Raw genomic sequence first — 1509 nt, forward strand, 5'->3', positions numbered from 1 at the left:
CAGATTTCGTTGATAGTAGCCATTTCTCATATTTGATGTTCCGGCCTGTTCTATTTCGAGGAAATTCTTGATTTCTTCCCGCATGATCAGTTCTAATTTTTCCTTTACAAACTGACGAATGACACTTTCCAGCTGATTTGCCCAGTCGACATTCGGTATACTTTTAGACATAGGTAGGGTTCTCCTTTCTCTGGAATGTGTTGTGGTCCAAATCAGAGAATACCCTACCTTTTTTCTTTTGGTCTAGCAAAATGCTTTACACAAAATTTTATACATCATCGAGCAAGAAATCGAATTACGTGTAAGTGAATGGACAGGAGAAACCATTAAGCGAAATGTCATTATGTACATGAGAGAAAAAGGTCTTAAGACAGTCAGTATCAATTCCCGTTTGCGAGCCATGAGGGCGTTTTTTAACTTTTTGGAAGGACGAAATCTCATAAAAAGCAATCCGATGAAAGACATCAATTGCTGAAGGATAGAAAAAGGATTGTAGAAACATTTGATAACCAGCAGATAAAGGCGTTATTTAAAGCATGCAACCTTCGCACGTTTGTAGGTTTAAGGGATTATACGATTATGATGTTGCTGTTGGAAACAGGGGTTCGAGTAAATGAATTAGTAAGTATAAAAACAACGGATATTATTTGGGAGCAAAAAGTCATCCGCATTCGAAATACAAAAGGTCGCTTCGAACGTTTTGTTCCTATTCAAGATACACTGTTGTATTGTCACTACGATAGTGAACCATATTTAGGTAAATCCAGCTATAAAAATGACGTACAAACTGACATCAGTTTCAGTTTTGGTACGTCATTTATTACTTTTATAACAATATTTATCTGAATTTTTATTAAAATTTTGCTGCTTTTTAGAAGAATGATGTCTATCTAATGTAAATACATTTAATAATTTTCCTCTTTTTTTGATTTTCTAAATAAAAATCTAAATACTAGAAAAACTAAAGCGACAGAAACAAAAATAATAAGAACTGAAGAAACCTGAAAAAAGAAATCACCAATTCCCATTTTCTATTCCCCCCATTTCTTGATTTAATTTACAATACATAAAGATTATAACATATTGAATTTAATTAATCGTTAATTTTTCTGATAAATCGATGATGTATAAAAGTTTGTGTAAAGCATTTTGCTAGAACAAAAGAAAAAAGGTAGGGTATTCTCTGATTTGGACCACAACACATTCCAGAGAAAGGAGAACCCTACCTATGTCTAAAAGTATACCGAATGTCGACTGGGCAAATCAGCTGGAAAGTGTCATTCGTCAGTTTGTAAAGGAAAAATTAGAACTGATCATGCGGGAAGAAATCAAGAATTTCCTCGAAATAGAACACGATGTAATAAATTTAAAATATATTTCGAGTTGTTAACTCTCTGAACCTCCCGATGGCTAAAGCCACGGGGTTCTTGTGTACTATAGTGTAAATTATCACTTTATTTCGGAACAAAAGAGCCATTTTTTTGCACATTCCTTCAGAAAACCCTCTCC

At 33.9% G+C, this 1509-nt stretch carries 3 protein-coding genes and 1 pseudogene; 2 read left to right on the forward strand and 2 right to left on the reverse strand.

Features of this window, described 5'->3' with window-relative positions; genetic code table 11:
* Positions 1–145 (reverse strand): hypothetical protein (locus tag DCC82_RS18420; RefSeq protein WP_353652439.1); only part of this gene is annotated, 145 nt, incomplete at its 3' end.
* Positions 146–468: 323 nt separating this feature from the next.
* On the opposite strand from DCC82_RS18420, the gene DCC82_RS16495 reads away from it, so the two are divergent.
* Positions 469–846, forward strand: a complete 378-nt coding sequence (locus DCC82_RS16495) for a tyrosine-type recombinase/integrase (protein WP_233253071.1) — start codon at positions 469–471, stop codon at positions 844–846.
* A gap of 59 nt (positions 847–905) precedes the next feature.
* On the opposite strand, the gene DCC82_RS18615 is transcribed toward DCC82_RS16495, so the two are convergent.
* Positions 906–1028 (reverse strand): hypothetical protein, encoded by a 123-nt coding sequence (locus tag DCC82_RS18615; RefSeq protein ID WP_286171367.1) that lies wholly within the window; start codon positions 1026–1028, stop codon positions 906–908.
* 200 nt (positions 1029–1228) lie between these two features.
* On the opposite strand from DCC82_RS18615, the pseudogene DCC82_RS16500 reads away from it, so the two are divergent.
* Positions 1229–1351, forward strand: a pseudogene (locus tag DCC82_RS16500) (IS256 family transposase); the annotation flags it as partial.
* Between the last annotated feature and the right edge of the window lie 158 nt (positions 1352–1509).

Source organism: Geobacillus sp. LYN3, assembly GCF_003064505.1.
GTDB lineage: Bacteria > Bacillota > Bacilli > Bacillales > Anoxybacillaceae > Parageobacillus_B > Parageobacillus_B toebii.

Excerpts from the sequence above, each read along its gene's own strand:
- DCC82_RS18615 (WP_286171367.1), bottom strand. The coding sequence starts at position 1,028 with ATGGGAATTGGTGATTTCTTTTTTCAGGTTTCTTCAGTTCTTATTATT.